The following is a 23805-nucleotide window of genomic DNA, read 5'->3' as shown; positions in this document are numbered from 1 at the left end:
GGACTTCATATAACTATTAATTATGAATTTCAACAACATACTAACCGAGTATGATGATGGTATTACAACCATTACTATCAATCGCCCCAAAAAGCTCAATGCTTTAAATCAAGACACCATAAATGAGTTGCATCATGCTTTTAAAGAAGCCAATGTAGACCAAGACACAAAAGTTATTATTGTAACTGGTAGTGGAGAAAAGGCCTTTGTTGCTGGCGCCGATATTAGTGAGTTTGCAGATTATTCGGTTGAAGAAGGTGAGTATTTAGCGGCTAACGGGCAAAAAATACTTTTCAATTTTGTAGAGAATTTATCAACACCAGTAATTGCTGCAGTGAATGGTTTTGCTCTGGGAGGTGGATTGGAGTTGGCCATGGCTTGTCATTTTAGAGTGGCTAGTGATAATGCAAAAATGGGTTTGCCAGAAGTGTCTTTAGGAGTCATTCCTGGCTATGGTGGTACGCAACGTTTAACACAATTGGTAGGAAAAGGGCGTGCCATGGAAATGATTATGACTGCAGGTATGATAGACGCCAACAAAGCTTTAGATTATGGCTTAGTAAATCATGTTACGTCTCAAGAGGAATTGTTACCTCTCTGCGAAAAAATAGCCAAAAAAATCACACAGAATTCGTCAGTAGCTATAGCCACCGCCATAAAAGCGGTTAATGCTTGTTATCAAGATGGTGTTGATGGTTTTGAGGTGGAAATTAAAGGGTTTGGTGAATGCTTTGGAACCGAAGATTTTGCAGAAGGCACCACCGCCTTTTTAGAAAAACGTAAGGCTAAGTTTCCTGGGCGGTAGTTTAGCGGTTCGTTTAACGGTCTGTGAATGATTCGTTGCGTGATTAAGCAACTAGCTTAGCAAAAATGGAACGGATCAAAGGAAAATCTGTAGGATTTTCAGAGTAGTCTAGAACCAAGCAATTATTTTATACTTTGTTATATGCTGGCCTTTATTAATTCAGTTAGTTCCAATTGACTTGGTCTTGGTGCATTTTCATCAATAATTTTGCCATCTTTTCCAAAAAGTAAGTATCTTGGAATAGTCTTGATACCATAATTTTTATAAAGACTAGACTTTTCCCAATTCCCTATTATGTAACTATCTTTTTCATTTGATATTTTTTCTAATTTTAATGCTCTAACCCAAGCTGAAAAGTCTTTGTCAATTGAAATTTCAATAACTTTAAGTTCATTCTCGTTAAACTTTGATTTTAAGTCTTTTAAATGAGGCATTTCTTTTCGACAAGGCGCACACCAACTTGCCCAAAAATCTACCAAGACTACTTTACCTTTGTAATTCGAAAGTACTTCTTCAAATGTCAATTGATTATCATTGATCAGATTAGTTAAAATTCCGATGGTTTTGTTACTTGCATTTAACTTATCTCTGTTAGCTTTTTGTTTAGTTACTAATGATCGCCATTTGTTTTTAAACTCTTGATTATCATTAACCTCGTTGAACTTTGTAAGATATTTATCGAATTTTGCTTTTTCAGTAAAATATATGCCTTTAAGATATGAGTCCAATAAAATCTGTTTTCCAGCCTCACTCAAAAATGTTTCTTGCTCATTAACGAAATCGAATTGAATAGAGTACTTTACTCTTTTGTTTTTTCTAAAGTATTTATATAGAATTAGGTTTTTTAAAAAGCTTAAATATGTCTCATTATTTAATAATTCTTCATCATTTATTTTGATGCCTAAACTATCAATATCCAATTCTGTATTTTGATTTTTAGCTTTTCTTAATTTAGAGGTTGCAAACTTTAGTTTTTGATTGATTTTGTTTTTAAGGTAGAACTCGTTAGAAATACGATTACTAGATTTTAAGCTATCTAATATTGTAATTGAATTAAAATATATTTTTTCTAAATCAAGGGTGTTACCTCCAAATTTCTCTTCTTCATCAATTACTATTGCTCGGGTTTTAATGTTTTTTTTATATAAAATATAATCCAAGTTTATTTCACTCCAAGTTTTAGCGCTATTCGGAATATTGAAGATTGGATATTCAGCTTTTTTGGATTCGTTGACAGATATATTTCTGGTATTTACCAAAAGACTATCGCCTTTTTCAAGTTTTAGGCTATAGAATATTGAGTTTATTAAGTCAAATCCTGTAATACTAATTGAATTTTCTGTTGGGATAGTTATTGAGGTTCTATCTTCTTTTTGTCCGAGATACAACATATTTGGCATATCCTGCATCTCATCTAATTTTAGATTTGTAAAAAAAGAGCTTATAGTGTCATATACGCTTATATAAACTTCGTTTCTCTTTTCGATTTTTTCTTCTTTAGCAATTGAAATTTCAGAACTATTTTTTGTCTTTTTCTCTTGACAGCTAAAAATTGAAATGAACAAAAATATTATTAGGATGTTTTTCATCGGCTTGCATATAAAATCAAAATAAAGTCAGTTTTAATTGAGTTTATCGACTGTTAAACGAATTTATCTTTTTTTTCTGACAAAGTCAAATTGTTAATAAACCGAAATTACTTTAACACTTTTGGGTTTAAATAAAAGGTAATTTTATAGAGTCAGGTATTCCCAACAACTTTTAAAATTCATATTATGAACCCCAAGTCTGTTATAAAAGGACGTGGCGCACAGCTTAACGTTCCCAATCGATTCTTCGAATTTAGTCATGAAACGCGTGATGATTTTCTTGAGTTTTGCTATAAAGAAGGTGAGAAGGCCGATAAAAATAAAACACGTTATTTAGAGGTTTTTCCAAAGACTATCGTGAATAAAGTAGACAGTCCAGATACGGGTATGATGTATAGCATGAATGCTTACCAAGGTTGTGAACATGGTTGTATTTACTGTTATGCCCGTAATACTCATGAATATTGGGGTTATAGTGCTGGTTTAGATTTTGAAAGACGCATTTTGGTGAAAAAAGAGACTCCAAAATTACTAGAAGCTTTCATAAAAAAGAAGCATTGGAAAGCACACCCTATAGTCATGTCTGGGAATACGGATTGTTACCAACCTGCAGAACAGCTATATAAAATTACCAGACAGTGTTTAGAAGTGTTTTTAAAATACAAACATCCCGTAGGTATTATCACTAAAAATTCACTTATTTTACGTGATCTTGAGATTATAAAGGCACTGGCTAAAGATGATTTGATAGCTGTTAATGTGTCCATAACATCACTTTCAGAAAAAACAAGACGAGTTTTAGAACCTAGAACAGCTACCATTAAAAAGCGATTGGAAACCGTAAAAACCCTTGCAGATAATGGTGTTCCAGTAAATGTGATGATGGCACCAATCATTCCGTCAATAAATAGTCATGAAATTTTACCTTTAGCAAAAGCAGCCTCAGATCATGGAGCCCAATCTATAGCACATACCGTAGTTCGGCTCAACGGAGCCATTGGTGGTATTTTTACAGATTGGATTAAGAAAACGTTACCAGAACGTGCAGATAAAGTGTTGCATCAAATTGAAAATTGCCACGGAGGTACTTTAAGCGATAGTAGGTTTGGAACTAGAATGCGGGGTGAAGGTAAAATAGCAGAACAGATTACAAACCTAGTGCATATAGCTAAACGCAAATATTTTAAGGATAAACACATGCCCAAACTTAATTGTGATTTACATGAACAATATAAAAGCGGACAACTAAAATTGTTTTAAAAAGAAAGCGAGCCTTAATTGGGCTCGCTTTCAGCAAAACTAAACAAAATAAGAACTAGTAGTAAAAACTATTTATTAATGTATCTGATAAATTCTTTATTGCTAGAAGCAAAAACTAATTTGTATTCTCCTTCATAAAGCTTAAATGCTCTTTCTATGTTTTGAATACCTTCAATAGTTTCTTTGTATAACAATTCTGGAATACCATTATAAATACCATATATCTTAACAGATAATGGTTCTTTGTTTGGGGCCAGTTTAGTGACATACACTAAGTCGTTCTCCTCTCTTACAAAAGGTTTAAAAACTGTAGTTTCCATTTCTTTGTTGAAGGTTACTTCACCAGAGGTTACAGTAAAAGGAAAGGTGTTTATTTCCATATCCTTATCTATTTCAAAGAAATAATCGCCATCAGGTAAATCGGTTAAATCAAAACCTTTATTATATGTACCTGTCTGTTTAATAATTTCTTTATATAGCGTTATACCGTAACCATCTTTAATAGAAAGTAGGTTTCCTTCTTTTGCATTAGCAATAGTCAATGCTGTAGCTCTAAGATCTCTTTCATAATTCATTAAAGACATCTCGTTTGCGTAACCCATAACCGTAGCCATTATTGCTACCATTAAGATTCCTTTTTTAGTGTGTGATAATACGTTTTTCATGATTTGGTTTTTTTAACGTTTTATACTACAAATGTATAGTGGATTTAAGGCATGTAAAACATTGATTTTGACTTATTTATATGCTAAATTACCTGTTAAAAGTATGCTAAGTTTGTGTTAAATTAAAATAGCATAACGTAGGGTTAATAACACATATATTTAAAAAAAAGCTTATTTTAAGATGTGGTAATTTATTTTTGATTGACTCACTAAAATTGAAGAGTGTATTATAAAATTTTAGTGCTTGATAAATTACTTTTACTAATTATACAGTTAAATGAAAAGGAGATTATTTGAGAGCGGTTTCCAAAAAAAAAGAAAACAAAGACGCTGTGCTTAAATTTTTAACCAAAAAAAGTGGGCCACCACAGCCCACTCTACCAACTAAACTAAATAAGACATTAAAACTAATTATTAATGAATTTTGTAAAATACTTGTTATTTGAATTTAAAACTAATCTGTAATTTCCTGCTTTAAGTTTATAAGCTTTTTCTATGACGCATGTATTAGTAATGGTCTCGGTATATAATAATTCACCACTATCCTTACCATATAAACTTACTGTTAAAGGTTCATAATCTGAAGCAACTTTGCTTATGTATAACATGTCTTTTTTAACAATTGCCACGGGCTTATGATATAGAGTTTCTAGCTCTTTATTGAATGTTACCTTATTGCTTAATACTGAAAAAGGGATGGTTTTGATCTCAACATCTTTTTCTAGTTCAAAAAAGTAATTACCATCAGGAAGCGCAGTAAAATCAAATCCTTTTGAGTATACTCCTGATTTTTCTATTAACTCCTTATATAATGTAAGTCCGTTTGCATCTTTTATAGTCAGTAAGTTCCCTTGTTTTACATTCTTAAACGTTAGTGAAGTTCTTTTAGCCTCCTTAACAATTAATTTACCGTCATTGGCATAACCCGTAACCGTAGCCATTATTGCTACCATTAAGATTCCTTTTTTAAAGTTTGATAATACGTTTTTCATGATTTGGTTTTTAACGTTTTACACTACAAATGTATAGCAGACTAATAGTTTGTAAAACATTGAAATTGATTAATATATGTGCTATATTACCTGTTAAATGTATGCTAAGTTTGTGTTAAGTTAATATAGCATATTGTGGAGATAAGATTACATATGTTAATACAGTTATAATTAAATATATGTATCTCCATTTTGAAAAATTCAATCGCCTAAATTGGAAACTCAAAAGGAGTAACAATAGAAAATCTATCAGCAAAGTTTTTTATAAGACTATGTGTGTACTTTTAATATCTGTTTGGATTTAATGCAAAAAAAAGTGGGCCACCACAGCCCACTCTACCAACTAAACTAAATAAGACATTAAACTAATTATTAATGTATTTATGAAATCTTTATGTTATTAAATTGAAGAAAGACCTTTAACTTTCTTTTGCTTCAATTAACGTTTCATAACTTAACTAAAACTATGATACAAAGATATGGCAGATATAAAGCTCAAAAAACATCAATATTTGCTATTATCTATGCTATATTAACAGTTAAGGATATGTTAAATAGCATAAAAGTTAATTTAACATAGGTTTATGGTAATAAAATATATAATGTACGCATAATATATTGTAATTTTGCTTTTAAAAGATTACCCAATATGATAACGAAGAAACCTACATTTAAAAAGTTGTCACCATCTTTTGGTAATTCTATTTTGGTGAAACAACACAATGACAAGCAAGATAGAAGTGAAATGTTCTGGCATTTTCACCCAGAAATAGAACTTATATACGTTAACAGAGGGCAGGGAAAAACACACATTGGCAATCACTTGTCTTATTTTAATAATAGCCAACTTATTTTAATTGGCTCAAATTTACCACATAATGGTTTTACAGATAGATTAACAGCTGCAGGTATTGAAACCACTATTCAATTTAGACCAGATTTTTTAGGTGAAGATTTTCTAAATAACGTGCCCGAAGCTATTGCGATAGCGTCTTTATTTGAAAAAGCCAAAAATGGTATTAAGTTTGGAAGAGAGGCCAAAGATGCAGTAGGAACAAAAATAGAAGATTTAGAAAATCATACAGGCTTTGAAAGAGTTTTGAAACTCTTAGAAATATTACAATATTTAGCCACTACTGAAGATTACACCATTTTAAATGCTGATGGTTTTGTATTTGAAGCAGAACCTCAAGACACCGATAAGATTAAAACTATCTACAAATATGTAAATGCCAATTTTAAAGAGCACATAGCTTTAGAGGATATTGCCGATAAAGTTAGTATGACAGTTCCAGCGTTTTGTAGATATTTTAAGAAAACTACAGGAAAAACATTTACTCAAGTAGTTAATGAGATAAGAATTGTACATGCTACAAAGTTACTTAATGAAAGTCAGATGAGTATTGCCGATATCTGTTTTGAATGTGGATTTAATAACTTTTCACATTTCAATAAACAGTTTAATGAGGTTATAGGAAAAAGTGCTTCCAATTACCGAAAGGAGATAAAACAAATTATTGGTTAAATTTAACCTTTATATTATATATTATTGAGTCCTAAAAGCCCTCAATATCTTTAGGAGTTCTTATCTTACATCCTATTTATACTATAATTTTCTTAAAAAAACAACTATAGTATGGTAAAGGTATTTTATTAGTTTATTTTTAAAGTTGAATTTTTCAATTATGTAGGAATATGAATAAGATACTAGTACTTATACTACTTCTTTTGTATGGTTATAATCAAGTATTTTCACAGGATATTATAACTATTGATGCTTTTGTGTTAGATAAGTTAACTAATGAACCTGTTCCGTATGTTAATATTGGTTTTGTAGGTAAAAGTGTAGGTACGGCAAGCAATGAAAAAGGCCGTTTTAAAATACAATATCAAGAAGATTATATAAAAGATTTTGATGTATTACAATTTTCTTCTTTAGGATATAAAACTTTAAAAATTAAATCATCAGAATTATTTTCAAAACTATCAAACACCAACAAATTATATTTACAACCAAACATTCAAAGTTTAGAGGAATTAATAATTACAACCCCAGAAACTGATAAAAAGCAGGTTGGTAGTTTAGATTATGATGGTTACACTATAGGTTATTGGAAAGAAGATATGGCACTAGGAGGCGAAATTGCCACAAAGCTTAAAATAAATAAAAAGGATTCTAAATTACTAGACCTAAAACTAAGGATTTTAGAAAATATTTCCGATAGTATTAAATTAAGAGTTAATATTTATGATTCCAATAAAAAATTACCTAATAAAAACTTGTTAAATACCAATATTTTTCATGTTGTAACCAAAAAAATAGGCATTGATACTATTAATTTAAAACCTTATAATATTAAAGTTGATAAAGATATTATAGTAAGTATAGAACTTGTTGAGGTGTTTGGAGATAAGGTAGGATTTGTTGTGGCTGGTAGTGGTTCTGGAGCTACCTATACTCGTTATATAAGCCAAGATAAGTGGAAAGAAATAAAAGATGCTACAATGTCTTTTCAGGTGTTAACGTCTTTCCCAAAAAAGCATAACAAAATTGAAAAAAGAATCATACCAAATACCATAACTATTCTTTGGGACAGTTCTGAATCTATGCTTTTAAATAGAAATATTAACAAAGAACTTGAGTTTTTAGAAGCTTATTTAAACTCAATTAAAAATGTTAAAGTTAGGGTTGTAAAGTTTAATATGGATATAATTGATGATAAATTATTTGAAGTTAAAAAGGGAGATACCAAGTTATTATTAAATCATTTAAAAAACACAACTTATGAAGCGGGAACTAGTTTTGCTAGTGTATTATCAAACAATTGGTCTCATTCTGATGTCATGATGCTTTTTAGTGATGGGGTTTCAGCTTTTTCAGATTTCAATCATAACTTTAGCAACCCCACATTTTGTATTAGCTCAAGTTATATAGCCAATCATAAAGTTTTACAAGAGATTTCTCAAAGTACCGATGCCAATTATTTGAATTTGAATAAAACATCACTTTCTTCAGCTTTAAGATACATGGCGTTTGATATTTTAGATAAAACAGTGTATGATGAAACAAGTGATTCTAACAAAAGAAGTACTATTTACGGGATAGTACAAAGTAAATCAGGACCCCTAGAAGGGGTCTCAGTAAGTATTAAAAATACATATGATGAGGTTTTTACAGATAAAGACGGTAAATATGAAATAAAAGCAGACTATGGTGATATACTTTTAATTAATTATTTTGGAGTAAAACAGAAAGAGATTGCTGTATCAAACAAAAAAAATATTGATATTGATTTAGAGTTTAATATAGAGTTTCTTGAAGAGGTTAGTGTAAGTGGTATAAACGACAAACCTAATGAAAATGATAATATTGCTAGGCTTGGAAACAGAAAATTAGGGTATGCCTCTAACTACATAGGGGAAAACGATATTCGTCCCTCAGATATTTATTTTGTTGATATTTTACGCAGAACACCTGGAGTTAATGTATCTGGTGCTACTATTAATGCTAATATTTGGATTAGAGATAGGAGAACCCCACCTGCTGTTTTTGTTGATGGTCTGTATAGTTTAAATTATTTGAATTTATCTCCACAAAACATACAGTCGATTACGGTATTGAGGTCATTGGCCGCTATCAATAGATTTGGAGCTGATGCCGCTGGCGGAGCCATTTTGGTTACTACTAAAACGTCACAATTTAGTTCTGAAGAGCAATTAAAAAATTGGGCAAGATTAACAGATAACAATTATGATCAAACAAAGCTTTATCCTGAAACCAACTCAAAAGTTTCTCATTTTGTAAGTGAATTACATAATGCCTCATCATTTAATGAAGCATTACAAATTTATGAATCACAAAAAACCAGATTTAAACAGCTACCAATTTCCTTTTATTTTGATGCCTCAGAATATTTTGAACGATGGGATTCTACAAAAGCTTATAACATTCTTACGAGTATTGCAGACATTGCTTATAATAATGTTAAAGCTTTAAAAACGTTGGCTTATAAGTTAGAAGCATTAAACAAATATGAAGAAGCTAGGCTGATATATAAAAGAATACTGAAGTTAAACCCCAAACAATCCCAGCCATTCAGAGACATGGCTTTAGCTTATCAAAATACAGGAGCTTATAATAAGGCCATGTTATTGTATAAACAAATGCTCTTAGGCACAATTCCTGAGGTTGATTTTTCTGGGTTGAGAAGTGTTATTGAAAATGAACTAAGACATTTAGTTATGTTACATAAATCAAAAGTTGAATATAAAGATTTGTCTTCTGATTTGTTAAGTTTAAAATTTAAAAAAGACATACGCCTTGTTTTTGAATGGAATAATCCTTTAGCAGAGTTTGAATTACAATTTGTAAACCCTGATAATAAATATTTTACTTGGGAACTCTCTGAATTTTCAAAAAAAGAACGAATATTAGATGGCTTACAAAAGGGGTATCAAACAGAAGAGTTTTTTATTGATGATGCTAAACCTGGGAAATGGCTTATTAATATTAAAAACTTAAAAAAAGAGGATACTCAAAATCCAACCTATTTAAAGTATACGGTTTATAAAAACTTTGCAAAACCTAATGAAACAAAAACTGTAAGAGTCATCAAATTGTTTGAACTGCAAAACAAAGCTACGCTAGATGAATTTATCTATAATTAATCATTAATTTTTGCCCTCCCACTCGCTATAAAATTGTTTTAGGTATAGTTGCATAAAGTTGTGTCTGTTTTCAGCTATTCTCTTTCCGGTCTTAGTATTCATTCTATCTTTTAACAATAGAAGTTTTTCGTAAAAGTGGTTGATAGTTGGGGCTGTTGAAGCTTTATAGGCTTCTTTGCTCATATTAAGGTTTGGTTTAATTTCAGGATTGTAAAGCGCCCTGTTTTTAAATCCGCCGTAATTAAAACATCTTGCAATACCAATGGCACCAATGGCATCTAGTCTATCGGCATCTTGAATAACATCTAATTCGGGAGACTTAAAGCCTTGTTTCTCATTACCACCCTTAAATGAGACGTTTTCAATAATTTTAACAACATGTTCAATTACAACCGAATCTACATTCAATTTAAAAAGAAATTCTCTAGCTACTTTAGGGCCAATGGTTTCATCGCCATTGTGAAATTTACTATCTGCAATATCGTGTAACAAGGCTCCTAATGACACTATAAAAATATCAACAGGTTCATCTTTGGCTATAAGTAAAGCGTTATTATACACTCTTAGTGTATGAAAACAGTCATGACCGCCTTCTGCATTAGCAAGTGTTTCCTGTACAAACTCTTTTGTTTTATCAATGATAGATTTCACAAGATTTATTTAAGGTTGAATAGCCGATTTTATAGTAGTCTCAACAAGGTTTATTAGCGCACTTTTGTCTTTGAAATCTGAGGCTTTTAGAGGCTTATGAACTTTAAACTTAATATGGGTACCCAAACCCATCGGGAATTTACCATATCTAAGCATTTTCCAGGAGTTATTTATAGAAATGGGAACCACTAAGGCAGACGGGATTTTTTTTAAAAGAATCTCTAAACCTTTGGTTTGAAACGGTTTTGGCTCACCATTTTTACTTCGGGTACCTTCAGGAAAAATAACGGCGGCACGATTATTAGTTTCAATATATTCTGCAAATTTCATGATAGCAGGTAAGGACTGTCTAGGATTTTTTCTATCAATTAAAACCGATCCTCCATGACGTAAGTTGAATGACACACTAGGGATGCCATTTCCAAGTTCAATCTTACTAATAAATTTTGTATGATGTCTACGCATGTACCACATTATGGGCGATATATCATACATACTTTGGTGGTTAGCCACTATTATTAAAGGCTGGTTTATATTAATACTGTGTGGGTTATTAAAAGTGAAACGTGTTCCTAAAACGTGCGTGCATTTTAATAGGAAAAACTGAAGGATGTCCACACATTTTTTATGAGCTTGATACCCAAAAACATTAAAGCATAACCACTGTAGCGGATGGAAAATTACTAGAGTTATTAAAAAAAGCAAGTAATAAATTACGGTTAAGGGATAGGATAAAATTTTTATCATGCCCAAAAGTACATGAAATTTTCCCATTTAAAAATGGATAAAAACCAAAATGAGAGAATTTAATTCTTGTTTAATAAAAGTTTGGTGGTAAATAATTAAAACACTGCAACACACTTATTATCTTCACAAATAACATCTGAAGGTTCTTGTGCTAGTGCACAATCAGAAACTACGCCCCATTTAGCATTATAAACAGTCTCTAGTTGATTATATTGTTCTACTTTATTTTCAAGTACGTTAGTATTAATTGAAGTGGAGTAAATTAAATAACTCCATGGGCCACCACAAGGTTTACTTCCAAAGGCAATGTATTTACATTCGGTTGATTCATTACAAATTGAAGAGCTTGCTAGAGTTTCAATTTCTGTCTTTAAATCTGCAAGTTCCTTTAGTTCCTCCTCGCTTAGGGTAATGTTTTCTTCATCACATTGAAACGCAAATAAGAACAGGCAGGTTATAAATAGGAATAAATGTGAAGAAACTTTTTTCATTTTTAAATTTTCTTACTAGATGCAATCTTTTTATAAGGTTGCGTAAAGACATAAAAAAACCACAAATAAATCGTGGTTATATGTTGAATCTTTTTATTTCGAGATCTTAGCAGTATTCGTTATAAGCATCAACTAAATTTTCAGCTATAAGTTCTGCGGGTCGACCTTCAATATGATGACGTTCTAGCATATGTACTAATTCGCCATTTTTAAACAAAGCCATACTTGGAGAACTAGGAGGAAATGGAATCATATATTCACGAGCCTTGGCTACAGCTTCTTTATCAACACCAGCAAAAACGGTTACTACGTGATCTGGTCTTTTTTCGTTTTGTAGACTTATTTTGGCCCCGGGACGTGCATTGGCAGCAGCACAACCGCATACAGAGTTCACTACAACAAGGGTAGTACCTTCTTTTGCCAAAGCAGCATCTACTGCTTCTGGAGTTTGTAATTCTTCAAAACCAACGCTAGTTAAATCTTCACGCATTGGTTTTACTAATTCTGCTGGATACATATTTTTAAATTTTAATAATTAACAATTTTTAGAAATGCAAAGATATTAATTGTGTAACAAAACGGTAATGTAATCAACTAACTAATCTTATATTTGGTCATAATTAAAATCTATTACTTACATGAGTTTTTCAAAATGGATAGGGGGTGCATTAGGTTGGTCTTTTGGAGGGCCTATTGGAGCAATCATTGGTGTTGCTTTAGGTAGTATCATTGACGCTATGTCTAACGGTAATGGTGATAAGTTTTTAGGTGAAGGTAAACGTACAAAAAGGACCTCCTATAACACAACACAACGCCCTCGCACACAGTCTGGTGATTTTGAGGTAAGCTTATTAGTATTGGCTTCTATAGTTATTAAAGCCGATGGAAAACAAGACCAACGCGAGTTAGATTATGTGCGCCAACAATTTGCTACAATGTACGGTAAGGAGCGTGCAAATCATGCATTTCTGTTGTTTAAAGGCATAAGCAAGCAAAAAGTGTCTAAACGACAAGTTTGTCTGCAAATAAAACAAATGATGGATCATGCCTCTCGTTTACAGCTTATTCATTTTTTATTTGGAATTGCTAAAGCCGATGGTATTGTTACTCAAGATGAAGAACACGAAATACACATTATGGCGGGTTATTTAGGAATAAATGTAAGGGATTATGAGAGTATCAAGGCTATGTTTTACAACAGTAGCGATAACTCCTATAAAGTTTTAGAAATAGAAAAAGGTGCCTCGGTTGATGAAATTAAGCGAGCTTACAGGAAAATGGCTAAAAAATACCACCCAGACAGGGTTATCCACTTAGGAGAAGAACATCAAAAAGGTGCCGAAGAAAAGTTTCGACAGGTCCAGGAAGCTTATGAGCATTTGCAGAAGGAGTTGAAATTTAACTAGATATTATTACAATACCACGGAGTTCCTTTTTTGATAGAATTTATGTTGAAATAAAAAAACCAACTATTCAAAAGAGAATAGTTGGCCCTCAATTTTTTTAAATGATAATTTTTTAATTTACAAACACTTCTTTACTTGTGTAGATTCTAGTGTCATCACCTTTGTCAAAAATCATCACTATTTTGTTGTCAGCATTTAAATAAACAGATGCTAATTCCCATCCAGAAACTTTAGTAGCGTCTAGCAAGCACTTACGTACATCAGGATTATTTAAGTTTAAATCAGAATTCTTAATAGTATCGGCATTTGAACCAATAGAAAAAGATAGCATAACAACCGCTAAAAATACATGTAATTTTTTCATCATAGAACGGGTTTTAAATTATTAACAAATCTATGATATATACTACAAAACCTTGAAAATAATAGTTGATTGTTCCTTTTTAACGATTAACTCAACAGTTTTACCAAATATTAATGCTCTATTGTCTTTTTCATGGCCTGCAGGCATATTAAATGCTATTGGAAAATTATAGTCTGAAAGCGCATCTAATACAAGTTGTTCAGTAGAACTTCCCCATTTAGTTGTGTTAGATTTTAGTTTACTCATATTGCCCACAATGACGCCTTTGCAGTTTTCAAAATAACCGGCACGTTTTAAACTTTGCAACATACGGTCAATATGGTATTTATACTCACCAATTTCTTCAATAAACAAGATTTTTCCAGAAGTATCAATGCTGGTTTTTGAACCTAGCATAGTTTGCAAAATGGTCAAATTACCTCCAACTATAGGAGCTAATACACTACCTTCTTTATTATAAGTAGAGCCTTCAAAAGTATAATGTAATGGGGTTCCAAAAAGGGCAGCCTTAAACGAGTCTATGGTTTTTTTTATAGAACTAGGAGCATCTTGTAAACTGGTACACATCATAGCATGAATGCTTTCATACCCTAAATTATGTATGTGATTGTGAAAGGTAGTAATATCAGAATAGCCTATAATCCATTTTGGGTTTTGTATAAAACCAGACCAATCGAGTTTATCTATAATCCTCACACTTCCGTACCCACCACGTGCACACCAAATAGCTTTTATGTTTGGATCATTTAAAGCATCTTGAAAATCCTCATATCGTTCTTCATCTGTTCCTGAAAAGTGATTATTTTGATTAAATATATGTTTTCCTACAACCACATTTAGTCCCCAACCTTTTAGCAGTTTTTGGGCCTGATTAATTTCATGTGTTTTATTCTTCAAAATACCAGCAGGAGCTACAATGGCTACCGTATCACCAGGTTTTAAAAATGGAGGTTGTTTCATGTTTTTTTCAAGTTTAATAGAAGCTGGGTTTTGCGCTATAACTATGTTTTTTCCATGTAAAATTGAAGCACAAAACACACATAAAATGAGTAGGTTTCTTGACATATTGTAAATGTACATTTTTTTTCTAAAAAGCCCTTAAATTATGTACTTTTGCGCCTTAGTGAAGACATCTTCTAAATTATGAACAAACCAAAACGATATACAGTTACCACTGCTTTGCCCTACACTAACGGACCAATCCATATTGGGCATTTGGCAGGTGTTTACGTGCCTGCAGATATTTATGTACGCTATTTACGTTTAACAGGTAATGACGTTGCCTTTATTGGAGGGAGTGATGAACATGGAGTACCTATTACCATTAAAGCGAAAAATGAAGGTGTGTCTCCTCAAGACATTGTGGATAAGTATCATGCCATCATTAAAAAATCATTTGAGGAATTTGGAATTACTTATGATAACTATTCGCGTACTTCGGCACCCATTCATCATAAAACAGCTTCTGAATTTTTCAAGACGTTGTATGATAAGGGTGAATTTATAGAAGAAACCACAGAGCAATTATATGATGAAGAAGCTAAACAGTTTTTAGCAGATAGGTTTGTGATAGGCACGTGCCCAAAGTGTGGGAATGAAGAAAGTTATGGAGACCAATGTGAAAACTGTGGGACTAGCCATAATGCAACCGATTTAATAAATCCAAAGTCTGCCATTACTGGTAATATACCTACATTAAAACAAACTAAGCACTGGTTTTTACCCTTAGATAAACATGAAGATTTTCTAAAAGCATGGATTTTAGAAGGTCATAAAAAAGATTGGAAACCCAATGTGTATGGTCAGGTTAAATCGTGGATAGATGATGGTTTAAGACCTCGTGCTGTAACTCGTGATCTAGATTGGGGAATACCTGTGCCTGTGGAAGGTGGAGAAGGCAAAGTGCTGTATGTTTGGTTTGATGCCCCTATTGGATATATTTCCTCAACTATTGAATGGGCAGAACGCGAAGGAAAAGATTGGGAACCTTATTGGAAAGATGAAGACACCAAACTAGTTCATTTTATAGGGAAGGATAATATCGTGTTCCATTGTATTATTTTTCCATCTATGTTAAAGGCTGAAGGCAGTTATATTTTGCCAGATAATGTGCCAGCAAACGAGTTTCTAAATTTAGAAGGCAATAAACTCTCTACATCTAAAAATTGGGCGGTTTGGTTACCAGAGTATTTAAAGGATTTTCCTGGGCAACAAGATGTATTGCGATATGCATTAAACGCCAATGCTCCCGAAACTAAGGATAACGATTTCACCTGGAAAGATTTTCAAGCTAGAAATAACAATGAGTTGGTAGCTATTTTCGGGAATTTTATTAATCGCGTGGTGGTTTTAACCAATAAATATTATCAAGGTGTTGTGCCAATACCAAGTAGGTTTACAAAAGTAGATGAGGAAACTTTAGCTACAGTAAAAGCATATCCTGATGTTATTGCAAGCTCTATAGAACGCTACCGCTTTAGAGAGGCGGGACAAGAGCTAATGAATTTAGCGCGTTTAGGTAACAAATATCTAGCAGATGAAGAGCCTTGGAAAGTAATTAAAGAAGATGAGGCACGCACCAAAACTATAATGTATGTGGCGCTTCAAATAGCTTCTGCCTTAGCTACTTTAAGTGAACCTTTTTTACCGTTTACTTCAGAAAAACTTAAAAAAATACTTTGTCATTCTGAACTTGTTTCAGAATCTCAATGGAACGACATCCCAACAAAAGAAGTACTACTTCCAGCAGGTCACCAAATAGGAAAAGCCGAACTACTGTTTTCTAAAATTGAAGATGAAACGATTCAGAAGCAATTAGATAAATTAGAAGCTAGTAGAAAAGCCAATGAAGCTGCAAACAAAAGTGTTGAGCCTCAAAAAGACACCATTTCTTATGAGGATTTCACTAAGTTAGATATACGCGTAGGCACTATTCTGGAAGCTGAAAAAATGCCAAAAACCAAAAAGCTCTTGAAGCTTAAGGTTGATACGGGCATTGATACCAGAACTATTGTTTCTGGGATAGCCGAAAGCTATACTGCTGAAGAAGTTGTTGGAAAGCGTGTAACGGTATTAGTGAATTTAGCTCCAAGGGCATTACGTGGTGTAGAAAGCCAAGGGATGATTTTAATGACCGAAACTGCGGAAGGAAAATTGGTTTTTGTAAATCCAGATGATGCCTCTGTCAATAATGGATTGAAGATAAGTTAGTTTTTATTTATGAAATCCTTTAGTATTTATATATTCTTTTTTTTGACCTGTTTTATTAGTTCAGTTGGACAAGAAAGATGTATTGAACTTTAAAGTTCCGCAAAAATCTAGACAGATAAATAAACGCACTTATTCACTTTCAAATAGATTAAATAATGATTTTGCAATTCTTATCAGAGGAAAAAGACGGTTTACGCCTATTTTTATGATGAGGAATTTGGGTTAAAATCGAAATTCACCTTCGATTATTCTAAGAAAAGTAATACAATGTAATTTTAGGCGTTTAATTCATTTATTTTTTTTGAATATTTATATACTGTTGATAGGAATTATTATTTAATAGAATTTATAGATTGATTTCTAACTCCTTGTGTAATGTGTAGCAAGTTTTCCGACTTATAAATCATGCAAAAAACATTCACAGAATTTTCAACCAATGCTGTTCTTAAAATTGGGAATGAGGAACTACTAGATTCCTTTTTAACTTCAAAACAGCCAGAGTTATATACTTTCATTCGTACAACAAATTCAAAAGCCGAAATTATTGTAGATAGCATACCGTATATTATAGAACCTAACAGTATTTTGGCATTAACAGTAGTGCAGTATTTTCAGTTTATCTCTGGTGAAGATTTAGTGGTTTACCAATTCAACAGAGAATTTTACTGTATAAAGGATCATGATCATGAGGTAAGTTGCGCAGGCTTGCTATTCTTTGGAAATGTGCATATTCCCATTATTGAATTAGACCAAAAGGAGCAAAGAAAGTTAGATATTTTACATGAAGTGTTTTTAGATGAGCTAGAAACAAAAGATACCATTCAAGCAGAAATGCTACGTATGCTTATGGCGCGTTTTATCATTATAAGCACTCGTTTGTTAAAAGCCAAAGAAGGATTTGCAGAAACATCAAAAAACACCAAGATAGACTTGTTACGTGATTTTAATCTTTTGGTAGAAGCACATTTTAAAAATGAACATAGCGTGTCGTTTTATGCTGAAAAACTCTTTAAATCGCCTAAAACTTTATCTAATACCTTTGCAAAATTAAACACCAGTCCATTACAAATTATTCACGAGCGCATCATTCTAGAAGCAAAACGTTTATTGATTTATACAGACAAAACTACCAAAGAAATAGCCTACGATATTGGTTTTGAAGATGCCTCCCATTTAAGTCGATTATTTAAAAAGCATACCGAACTCTCTCCTTCAGACTTTAAGAAACAACTAAGAAAAGCTTCATAGGTTTTACATTTCGTATTTCATTGATAATTCATCAAGGGTTATTTTATATTTTGGGAAATATTGACATGTTACAGGGTAGTCTCTCTATTTCATAGCTTTTGCTTTTCATTCATCTTTGTACTGTAAAATTAAAAGCAATATAATTATGAATTTAAAACACACATCAATTTTTAATCTCATTGAAATCTTTAGAGGTAAAAATAAAAATTTAATTAGTACTATTTCGCCTAAAACACATTGTGAGCAAAAGCATATTCACGATTTCTATTGTGATGCTGAAATGCCACATGTCAATTAAACAAAATCGTTATAAAACAATAAGGGAAAAATTGACAATTAAAAAGGAAATGGTTACATGGTTTAGGGTTAATTAAGACCGCATCTTTGTACCATCAATTAACAATAATAAAAAAAATTAAAATAATGAGCACATTTAATGTACCAACAAGAGAAGAAGTAAGCGAAAACAATCAAGCTATTTTCGATAATTTAAACAAAGCTTTAGGTTTTGTTCCTAATTTATATGCCACTTATGCGCACAGCGATACCGCTTTACAAAACTACCTAAACTTTGCTAATGCTAAAACGTCTTTATCGGCTAAAGAAAAAGAAGTGGTAAACTTAGCCGTTAGTGAAGTCAACAGCTGTATTTATTGTTTATCGGCACACACAACTATTGGCAAAATGAACGGATTTACAGATGAACAAATTCTAGAGTTACGAGCTGGAGAAGCTTCTTTTGATAATAAGTTAGATGCTTTGGCAAGATTAGCTAAAAACATTACTGAAAATAGAGGAAGAACAGATTCTATCGTTTTAGAAAACTTTTTTAGTGTAGGATACACAAAAGGTAATTTAATTGATGTTATTTCTTTAGTAGGCGAAAAAACCATTTCAAATTACATTCACAGTACCACACAAATACCAGTAGATTTTCCAGAAGTTCAACCTTTGGAAGCTATAACCATATAATAATAGAAACCAATAATCAATAACCAGAGCAAATGCTCATAATAATTTAAAAATGAAAAAAATAGTAGCAATTTTAATTTTAGCATTAAGTTTTTCTTTAAACAGTAATGCGCAAGACAACATGATGAAAGACAAAGCAGTAAAAACTATTGCTTTAGAGCAAACTCCTGGTGAGTTTACACAAAAAGGATTAACCGTGAGCGAAGGGTCTTATATTTTTGAAATAAGTAATGCCAATTCTGGTACAGACGTAGGTTTTGTGCTTGTTCCAAAAGGTAAAGATGCTAGCAAGCCTGAAAATCATATTCAAACCGCATATGTTACGGCTGTTGTTAAAGAAGGTAAGGTAGAATCATCAAAAACTACCACTTTAACAAAAGGAGAGTATGTCTATTTTTGTCCTTTAAACAAAACACCTCAATATACACTTATAGTAGAGTAGTTGAAATAGAGTTAGTTAGCTTAAAAAGGTTATTCTTTATTAGGGTAACCTTTTTTATATTCTAAAATTTAAATGAGCCATTATAAATTTTTAATTTTACAAAAAACAAAGAGTTATGTTGTCAAAAAATATAGAAGAAGCCTTAAATAATCAAATTAGAATAGAAGCAGAATCTTCTCAAATTTATTTAGCTATGGCATGTTGGGCTGAGGTTAAGGGGTTAGAGGGAATAGCTAATTTTATGTATGCTCAATCTGATGAAGAACGCGACCACATGTTAAAGCTTGTGAAATTTGTAAATGAACGCGGTGGTCACGCTCAAATTTCGGCTTTAAAAGCACCAGATGTTACTTTTGAGTCTTTTAAAGAAATGTTTGAATTACTTTTTAAACATGAAGTTTTTGTATCTAACAGTATTAATGAGTTAGTACATATTACACTTCAGGAAAGAGACTATGCAACGCACAACTTTTTGCAGTGGTATGTATCAGAACAAATAGAAGAAGAAGCCATGGCACGTACTATTTTAGATAAAATAAATCTTATTGGCGATGATAAAGGCGGTTTGTATTTGTTTGATAGAGATATTGAAAATTTAACCGTAAGTTCAGCTGCTGCTAATGGATTGAGTAATGATGCTTAATTTTAACACTTAATCTTATTTAGATTTAATAAAAATAAATTAATTTTGCCTATATATTTAGTCATACTAGTTCTATGGGTAAAAAAAAGAAACAAAAAAAAGCAATTAAAAAGCTAAGGGAAGCTGGTGTTGAACTTCCAAGTAAAGTAAAAAGTAGTTGCTGTAAAAAGTTTAAAAAGGGCGAAAATAAGCGTTGTAAAAAATGCCCTTGTTATGATCTTGTAAAAAAAGTAGCTTAGTTTAACACCTGTTTAGTGCCTGTTTTCCTATTACTAAAAGAAAAATATAGAAGTATTTTTAAATACTAAATCACCATCAAATAGCTTGGTGTGTTTTAATATAATCTGGGTCTATAATAACACCTAAACCAGATCCGGTGGGTACCTTAATAACACCATCAATACTTTCAAAAGGAGCTGTTTTACTTTCAATGGGTATTATGGTACCGTTAGCATCTTTGGTGGCAAACATTTTAAATTCATGAAATTCTGCGGCATTTTGGCAAGCCGAAACCATATGTAACATATACAAATAACCAAGTCCGCCATTAGACATATGAGGAGCAACGGTTTGTCCCATAACATGGGCCATTCGTGAAACTTGTTTGGTTCTAATCATCCCACCAAAATAGAATATATCTGGTTGAACAATTTGAAATACATCATTAGCTATCAACCAACGGAAGGTATGTAGACGAGATTCTTGCTCACCACCAGCCATTGGAATACTTAGAGCTTCCTGTACTTGTTTTTGTTCTTCGTACCATTCATAAGGTACAGGTTCTTCATAAAAATAGTAATTATATTCTTCTAATAGTTTCCCCAATGTAATAGCTCCTTTAACGGTATAAGTACCGTTGCCATCAATCATTAAATTCATCTCTTCTCCAAACTTTTCTCGAGCCAGTTTTACCAATTTCTCTGTTCTTCCGGGAGCATTGTCTTTATCATTACCAACATTATGGCCATAACCAGCACGTATTTTTATGGCTTTGGCTTTGGTTTCTTCCCAATCTTTATACATCAATTCAAGAGATGCTTCAGGTTCTTTTTTTCTGAGTTCGTTAATTCTGGTACCCAAATAAATGGATACTTGTCTGTTATGAATATCTCCAATAAGTTGCCCTACAGATTTGTTAGCTAGATTTCCCAACATATCTAGAATTGCAAATTCTAGAGTAGCCATTTGTACATTTAGAGCAATACCATGTAATCTGTAATTGGTTACAGCGGCATCATAAATAAGAGTATCTAAATCTCTAGCATCTTTATTAATAAAGTGTCTTTTTATATTATTAAACATAGGATATCCAATTTTTGAATAAAATGGATGACCTATGGAAATACCAACAGCCCCATCTTTAGAACGAACTCTACATATAAAATTATCTCTGTCCCGAAGCAATTCAATGGCTTCAATTATTACGGGGGTTGAAAATAAGTCTCTTTTTAAAACAGGTTTACTTAAAGATTTGTCAATGGCTGAATAATCAGTTGATCTGTTTATTTGCTTTTCTGTGTTATCAGCTTTACAGGAAGCAACAGGTAATAAGGTTGTTGCAGCACCAGTTAATGCAGCGTTTTTTAAAAACTTTCGGCGATTGATTTGCATATGGTTTGGTTTTCAAACAAGATACTAAGTATTGTCTATTTTAAAAAATATGTTTTTGGGTATAAATCTTTTATTGTGATTGAAAGTTTCTTATTTGGATATAAATTAAAAATCGGCAAGTATAGCTCCTTTACGAGGTACAGGATTACATTGCCGATCTTTTACAACAAGTTATTTAATCTAGTTTGAAACCAATTTGTTTTTGAAGTTTCTGCTTTTGCAGGTTCTTGGGTTTCTTTAACTCGATTTTTATTGTTTTGAGTTTTCCTCTTTTTGCTTACGCGCTTAATAACTTCATCAATAAAATAGACGAAGTCATTATTTAATGCGAACATTTTAGAATCTTCAAGTGCTTCTTCGGCTTTTTCAAATTCATTTAGTGCTTCAAATAAATAGCCTTGGTTTAATTGAATAGCAGCTTTATCAATTCCTTTAATTGTTAAAGCGAAATATATTAATTTTTGGGCTTCATCATAATCACCGTTATTTACTAAAAGTCTCGAGTAATCTGGATATATATCAGGCATATCCATGTTGCTTGCAATAGCCTTTTCGTAAAATGCTTTTGCAGTTTCATAATCACCTAATTGTTCACTTTGTAATTTAGCCATTAAACATAAAGCTGTTACATTTTCAGGATCATACGCTAAAGCATAGTTTAAAGCTTCGGCAGCTTTTTCTAATTCGTATGGGTAGGCTTCAATAGCTCTAAACAAATACAAGTTATATAAATTAGTTTTCATTATTATAAATATTTTCTGGGATGATGTGTGTAATTATAATTAACAATCATCCAATAATTAAACCTACGTGGGTTATTCTAAATTTTAATGGAATCGGAAATAAATTCTCTAGAAATAAAAATCCAAAACAGTTATAGTGCTTCGGTTTTTTTTCTGAAATTCGTACCTACTTAAAGCAGGTGAGTAGAAAATACCGAAGCCTCATGAGTGACTTTAGGTCACTAAACCTATCCGAAAAGGATATATTATTTTTTAACATGGCTTCTTGTTTTTTGTCCTGAAATAAATTCAAGATTGTTATTTCTTATTACAGCTATTTAAAAAACTGCGATGCAAATATCAGAACTATTTTTTTAAAAACAAAACTTTTCAAAATTTAAATACTTGAAAATCAATTAGTTAAAACAAAATTTAAGCAAAAAATATCCTGTCCGCTTTTCAGCAGATGCTTAAGTTTTTTGCAAAAGTTTGTCTACCAGTTGCTTACACTTCAAAGGCTTGTATTTTAGTTTTCAAAAATTTTATTCATTTAACTCTAAATTTTCTCCAAAAAAAAGCGTCCAACATTTGTTGGACGCTTTGAATATAATAGTTTAACCACTTCTATCTGTTCATATTCTTTATAGCATCAACAAAGGTATCCAAATCAACGCCTTGATTTACAAGAGACATTGCTTTGTCAATAATATACTTTACGTTTACAGCATGAAAGCCAAGTCCAACACCAATTTTCTTTAACAGGAGCATTTCTGGTTCTCCAGTAATAGTATCTACATGAATCATACGTACTAAATCATATAAGCGCTCTAACCTATCGTCATAAGCCACAGGCGGATTGATAGGATGCGAATTATAATCCTTTAAAATGGCTTTGTAATCACCTTCATTAATACTCAACCGTTGTGCTAATCTATCTAAAAAGGCTTTTTCCTCATCGGTAATAACGCCATCGGCCATAGCTACTCTTACAATAGCAGCAAAATGATCTTCGTTACGCTTTTTAAATCCACTATCAAATAAATCTGAAATCGACATAAATAATGTTGTTTATTGCTGCAAACGTACATATTATTTTTAAGATTATAAACCCAAAATTCAATTTTTTGGGCACTTGCTTATATATGTTATTTTAGGCAGGTTACCACAGGTGTCGGGCTTAAGTAGAACTCTTTTTGAGGAACCCTAACAAAGGCATTTGTCAATAACTCAAAAAACACCAAAAGATAGTTTTGGAAATAAAACCATAATCTTTTTTAAATTTTAAAATTAAAAAATTCATGTACTTTTGCATTCGTTAA

24 protein-coding genes are annotated in these 23805 nt (G+C 31.9%); 12 read left to right on the top strand and 12 right to left on the bottom strand.

Annotated elements, in window-relative coordinates; all coding sequences use genetic code 11:
• Window positions 1-22 precede the first annotated feature (22 nt).
• A complete protein-coding gene (locus DFQ02_RS06740; RefSeq protein ID WP_116040236.1) occupies window positions 23-805 on the top strand; it encodes an enoyl-CoA hydratase/isomerase family protein in 783 nt (260 codons plus the stop codon).
• Between the two features lie 137 nt (window positions 806-942).
• Here DFQ02_RS06740 and DFQ02_RS06735 read toward each other — a convergent pair whose 3' ends face one another.
• Window positions 943-2394: a TlpA family protein disulfide reductase gene (locus DFQ02_RS06735; protein ID WP_116040235.1), complete on the bottom strand. Its 1452-nt coding sequence runs from the start codon at window positions 2392-2394 to the stop codon at window positions 943-945.
• A 186-nt stretch (window positions 2395-2580) separates the two neighbouring features.
• On the opposite strand from DFQ02_RS06735, the gene DFQ02_RS06730 reads away from it, so the two are divergent.
• Entirely contained in the window at window positions 2581-3654 is a 1074-nt protein-coding gene (locus DFQ02_RS06730) for a PA0069 family radical SAM protein (protein ID WP_116040234.1), read from the top strand.
• A 68-nt stretch (window positions 3655-3722) separates the two neighbouring features.
• On the opposite strand, the gene DFQ02_RS06725 is transcribed toward DFQ02_RS06730, so the two are convergent.
• On the bottom strand, window positions 3723-4319 hold the full coding sequence (locus DFQ02_RS06725) for a hypothetical protein (RefSeq protein WP_116040233.1): 597 nt from the start codon (window positions 4317-4319) through the stop codon (window positions 3723-3725).
• A gap of 407 nt (window positions 4320-4726) precedes the next feature.
• A complete protein-coding gene (locus DFQ02_RS06720; RefSeq protein WP_116040232.1) occupies window positions 4727-5311 on the bottom strand; it encodes a hypothetical protein in 585 nt (194 codons plus the stop codon).
• A gap of 649 nt (window positions 5312-5960) precedes the next feature.
• Here DFQ02_RS06720 and DFQ02_RS06715 point away from each other — a divergent pair.
• Window positions 5961-6836: an AraC family transcriptional regulator gene (locus tag DFQ02_RS06715; protein ID WP_116040231.1), complete on the top strand. Its 876-nt coding sequence runs from the start codon at window positions 5961-5963 to the stop codon at window positions 6834-6836.
• 170 nt (window positions 6837-7006) lie between these two features.
• Entirely contained in the window at window positions 7007-9979 is a 2973-nt protein-coding gene (locus DFQ02_RS06710) for a carboxypeptidase-like regulatory domain-containing protein (protein ID WP_116040230.1), read from the top strand.
• Window positions 9980-9982: 3 nt separating this feature from the next.
• Here DFQ02_RS06710 and DFQ02_RS06705 read toward each other — a convergent pair whose 3' ends face one another.
• The 4 genes from DFQ02_RS06705 to DFQ02_RS06690 form a co-directional block, all read right to left on the bottom strand.
• Window positions 9983-10630 (bottom strand): HD domain-containing protein, encoded by a 648-nt coding sequence (locus DFQ02_RS06705; protein ID WP_394342996.1) that lies wholly within the window; start codon window positions 10628-10630, stop codon window positions 9983-9985.
• 9 nt (window positions 10631-10639) lie between these two features.
• Window positions 10640-11377, bottom strand: coding sequence for a lysophospholipid acyltransferase family protein (locus tag DFQ02_RS06700; RefSeq protein ID WP_116523819.1), 738 nt, complete (start codon window positions 11375-11377; stop codon window positions 10640-10642).
• 95 nt (window positions 11378-11472) lie between these two features.
• The gene (locus DFQ02_RS06695; RefSeq protein ID WP_116040228.1) at window positions 11473-11868 is read right to left on the bottom strand and encodes a hypothetical protein; all 396 of its coding nucleotides are present in this window, start codon (window positions 11866-11868) and stop codon (window positions 11473-11475) included.
• A gap of 106 nt (window positions 11869-11974) precedes the next feature.
• Window positions 11975-12385 carry a BrxA/BrxB family bacilliredoxin gene (locus DFQ02_RS06690; RefSeq protein ID WP_116040227.1) on the bottom strand — a complete coding sequence of 137 codons (411 nt, stop codon included), beginning with the start codon at window positions 12383-12385 and terminating at the stop codon, window positions 11975-11977.
• 121 nt (window positions 12386-12506) lie between these two features.
• Between DFQ02_RS06690 and DFQ02_RS06685 the strand changes: the two genes are divergently transcribed.
• Window positions 12507-13274 (top strand): TerB family tellurite resistance protein, encoded by a 768-nt coding sequence (locus DFQ02_RS06685; protein ID WP_116040226.1) that lies wholly within the window; start codon window positions 12507-12509, stop codon window positions 13272-13274.
• A 112-nt stretch (window positions 13275-13386) separates the two neighbouring features.
• On the opposite strand, the gene DFQ02_RS06680 is transcribed toward DFQ02_RS06685, so the two are convergent.
• Complete coding sequence (locus DFQ02_RS06680) at window positions 13387-13641, bottom strand: hypothetical protein (RefSeq protein WP_147297740.1); 255 nt, start codon at window positions 13639-13641, stop codon at window positions 13387-13389.
• A 39-nt stretch (window positions 13642-13680) separates the two neighbouring features.
• Window positions 13681-14703, bottom strand: a complete 1023-nt coding sequence (locus DFQ02_RS06675; protein WP_116040224.1) for a S66 peptidase family protein — start codon at window positions 14701-14703, stop codon at window positions 13681-13683.
• 78 nt (window positions 14704-14781) lie between these two features.
• Here DFQ02_RS06675 and metG point away from each other — a divergent pair, with 78 nt between their 5' ends.
• The 7 genes from metG to DFQ02_RS15180 all read left to right on the top strand — a co-directional run bounded on the left by metG (window position 14782) and on the right by DFQ02_RS15180 (window position 20392).
• The gene (gene metG, locus DFQ02_RS06670) at window positions 14782-16848 is read left to right on the top strand and encodes a methionine--tRNA ligase (RefSeq protein WP_116040223.1); all 2067 of its coding nucleotides are present in this window, start codon (window positions 14782-14784) and stop codon (window positions 16846-16848) included.
• Window positions 16849-17253: 405 nt separating this feature from the next.
• On the top strand, window positions 17254-18096 hold the full coding sequence (locus DFQ02_RS06665; RefSeq protein ID WP_116040222.1) for a helix-turn-helix domain-containing protein: 843 nt from the start codon (window positions 17254-17256) through the stop codon (window positions 18094-18096).
• A 145-nt stretch (window positions 18097-18241) separates the two neighbouring features.
• The gene (locus DFQ02_RS15185; protein WP_181896367.1) at window positions 18242-18394 is read left to right on the top strand and encodes a hypothetical protein; all 153 of its coding nucleotides are present in this window, start codon (window positions 18242-18244) and stop codon (window positions 18392-18394) included.
• A 125-nt stretch (window positions 18395-18519) separates the two neighbouring features.
• A complete protein-coding gene (locus DFQ02_RS06660) occupies window positions 18520-19068 on the top strand; it encodes a carboxymuconolactone decarboxylase family protein (RefSeq protein WP_116040221.1) in 549 nt (182 codons plus the stop codon).
• A gap of 52 nt (window positions 19069-19120) precedes the next feature.
• On the top strand, window positions 19121-19510 hold the full coding sequence (locus DFQ02_RS06655; protein WP_116040220.1) for a hypothetical protein: 390 nt from the start codon (window positions 19121-19123) through the stop codon (window positions 19508-19510).
• Between the two features lie 115 nt (window positions 19511-19625).
• Entirely contained in the window at window positions 19626-20153 is a 528-nt protein-coding gene (locus tag DFQ02_RS06650; protein WP_116040219.1) for a ferritin, read from the top strand.
• Window positions 20154-20227: 74 nt separating this feature from the next.
• Window positions 20228-20392, top strand: coding sequence for a hypothetical protein (locus tag DFQ02_RS15180; protein ID WP_181896366.1), 165 nt, complete (start codon window positions 20228-20230; stop codon window positions 20390-20392).
• Window positions 20393-20468: 76 nt separating this feature from the next.
• Here DFQ02_RS15180 and DFQ02_RS06645 read toward each other — a convergent pair whose 3' ends face one another.
• The 3 genes from DFQ02_RS06645 to DFQ02_RS06635 all read right to left on the bottom strand — a co-directional run bounded on the left by DFQ02_RS06645 (window position 20469) and on the right by DFQ02_RS06635 (window position 23542).
• Window positions 20469-21764 carry an enolase C-terminal domain-like protein gene (locus DFQ02_RS06645; protein ID WP_116040218.1) on the bottom strand — a complete coding sequence of 432 codons (1296 nt, stop codon included), beginning with the start codon at window positions 21762-21764 and terminating at the stop codon, window positions 20469-20471.
• 161 nt (window positions 21765-21925) lie between these two features.
• Entirely contained in the window at window positions 21926-22507 is a 582-nt protein-coding gene (locus DFQ02_RS06640; protein ID WP_116040217.1) for a tetratricopeptide repeat protein, read from the bottom strand.
• Window positions 22508-23110: 603 nt separating this feature from the next.
• The gene (locus tag DFQ02_RS06635; protein WP_116040216.1) at window positions 23111-23542 is read right to left on the bottom strand and encodes a TerB family tellurite resistance protein; all 432 of its coding nucleotides are present in this window, start codon (window positions 23540-23542) and stop codon (window positions 23111-23113) included.
• Window positions 23543-23805 lie beyond the last annotated feature (263 nt).

This window comes from Seonamhaeicola aphaedonensis (assembly GCF_003386195.1).
In the GTDB taxonomy this organism is placed as follows: Bacteria; Bacteroidota; Bacteroidia; order Flavobacteriales; family Flavobacteriaceae; genus Seonamhaeicola; species Seonamhaeicola aphaedonensis.
Note: the sequence above shows the minus strand (reverse complement) of the source record. Positions and strands in the feature narration are given on the sequence as shown.

What these genes read in the sequence shown, in the direction of transcription:
- DFQ02_RS06740 (WP_116040236.1), top strand. Translation starts at nt 23, where the DNA reads ATGAATTTCAACAACATACTAACCGAGTATGATGATGGTATTACAACC.
- DFQ02_RS06735 (WP_116040235.1), bottom strand. Translation starts at nt 2,394, where the DNA reads ATGAAAAACATCCTAATAATATTTTTGTTCATTTCAATTTTTAGCTGT.
- DFQ02_RS06730 (WP_116040234.1), top strand. Translation starts at nt 2,581, where the DNA reads ATGAACCCCAAGTCTGTTATAAAAGGACGTGGCGCACAGCTTAACGTT.
- DFQ02_RS06725 (WP_116040233.1), bottom strand. Translation starts at nt 4,319, where the DNA reads ATGAAAAACGTATTATCACACACTAAAAAAGGAATCTTAATGGTAGCA.
- DFQ02_RS06720 (WP_116040232.1), bottom strand. Translation starts at nt 5,311, where the DNA reads ATGAAAAACGTATTATCAAACTTTAAAAAAGGAATCTTAATGGTAGCA.
- DFQ02_RS06715 (WP_116040231.1), top strand. Translation starts at nt 5,961, where the DNA reads ATGATAACGAAGAAACCTACATTTAAAAAGTTGTCACCATCTTTTGGT.
- DFQ02_RS06710 (WP_116040230.1), top strand. Translation starts at nt 7,007, where the DNA reads ATGAATAAGATACTAGTACTTATACTACTTCTTTTGTATGGTTATAAT.
- DFQ02_RS06700 (WP_116523819.1), bottom strand. Translation starts at nt 11,377, where the DNA reads ATGATAAAAATTTTATCCTATCCCTTAACCGTAATTTATTACTTGCTT.
- DFQ02_RS06695 (WP_116040228.1), bottom strand. Translation starts at nt 11,868, where the DNA reads ATGAAAAAAGTTTCTTCACATTTATTCCTATTTATAACCTGCCTGTTC.
- DFQ02_RS06690 (WP_116040227.1), bottom strand. Translation starts at nt 12,385, where the DNA reads ATGTATCCAGCAGAATTAGTAAAACCAATGCGTGAAGATTTAACTAGC.
- DFQ02_RS06685 (WP_116040226.1), top strand. Translation starts at nt 12,507, where the DNA reads ATGAGTTTTTCAAAATGGATAGGGGGTGCATTAGGTTGGTCTTTTGGA.
- DFQ02_RS06680 (WP_147297740.1), bottom strand. Translation starts at nt 13,641, where the DNA reads ATGATGAAAAAATTACATGTATTTTTAGCGGTTGTTATGCTATCTTTT.
- DFQ02_RS06675 (WP_116040224.1), bottom strand. Translation starts at nt 14,703, where the DNA reads ATGTCAAGAAACCTACTCATTTTATGTGTGTTTTGTGCTTCAATTTTA.
- metG (WP_116040223.1), top strand. Translation starts at nt 14,782, where the DNA reads ATGAACAAACCAAAACGATATACAGTTACCACTGCTTTGCCCTACACT.
- DFQ02_RS06665 (WP_116040222.1), top strand. Translation starts at nt 17,254, where the DNA reads ATGCAAAAAACATTCACAGAATTTTCAACCAATGCTGTTCTTAAAATT.
- DFQ02_RS15185 (WP_181896367.1), top strand. Translation starts at nt 18,242, where the DNA reads ATGAATTTAAAACACACATCAATTTTTAATCTCATTGAAATCTTTAGA.
- DFQ02_RS06660 (WP_116040221.1), top strand. Translation starts at nt 18,520, where the DNA reads ATGAGCACATTTAATGTACCAACAAGAGAAGAAGTAAGCGAAAACAAT.
- DFQ02_RS06655 (WP_116040220.1), top strand. Translation starts at nt 19,121, where the DNA reads ATGAAAAAAATAGTAGCAATTTTAATTTTAGCATTAAGTTTTTCTTTA.
- DFQ02_RS06650 (WP_116040219.1), top strand. Translation starts at nt 19,626, where the DNA reads ATGTTGTCAAAAAATATAGAAGAAGCCTTAAATAATCAAATTAGAATA.
- DFQ02_RS15180 (WP_181896366.1), top strand. Translation starts at nt 20,228, where the DNA reads ATGGGTAAAAAAAAGAAACAAAAAAAAGCAATTAAAAAGCTAAGGGAA.
- DFQ02_RS06645 (WP_116040218.1), bottom strand. Translation starts at nt 21,764, where the DNA reads ATGCAAATCAATCGCCGAAAGTTTTTAAAAAACGCTGCATTAACTGGT.
- DFQ02_RS06640 (WP_116040217.1), bottom strand. Translation starts at nt 22,507, where the DNA reads ATGAAAACTAATTTATATAACTTGTATTTGTTTAGAGCTATTGAAGCC.
- DFQ02_RS06635 (WP_116040216.1), bottom strand. Translation starts at nt 23,542, where the DNA reads ATGTCGATTTCAGATTTATTTGATAGTGGATTTAAAAAGCGTAACGAA.